We start from the raw sequence: 494 nt of genomic DNA on the forward strand, positions 1-494 counted from the left end.
GCCCAATCCGTTACCTGGTTCAACAATCAGCGCATCGAACCGATCAACCGTTACCGCTATGACAGCCTGTCTCAACTGATCGAAGCCAAGGGCTGGGAAGTCGCGAACCCCAGCCACGGACCGACGCTGCCGGACTTGCTGCCCACACCGCTGGACCCGAATCAGCGGCGCAATTACACCCAGCGTTTCGAATACGACGCGGCGGGCAATCTGATCACCCGTCACCACAGCGGTGCGCCGGGTTTCTCGATGTTCACCTCAGCCCGCAGCAATCGAAGCCTGGCGCAGCGGGATGAGGGGTCGCTGCCGGGGGAATCCGACATCGATTCAGGCTTCGATGCCTGCGGCAATCAGCTTGAGCTTCAACGCGGCCAAGCCATGACCTGGGATGTTCGCAATCAGCTAAACCGGGTGACCTTGGTCAAACGCCAGGATGAACCCGACGATTACGAAGGTTATGCCTACGACCGCCCCGGCCATCGGTTGCGCAAAGT

General features: G+C 60.3%; 1 pseudogene. It reads left to right on the forward strand.

The features are described from left to right. Positions 1–494: pseudogene (locus ACM6IQ_RS22220) on the forward strand (RHS repeat protein); the annotation flags it as partial.

The sequence above is a fragment of the Pseudomonas sp. IT-P100 genome (assembly GCF_949767185.1).
Classification (GTDB): Bacteria; Pseudomonadota; Gammaproteobacteria; order Pseudomonadales; family Pseudomonadaceae; genus Aquipseudomonas; species Aquipseudomonas fluorescens_B.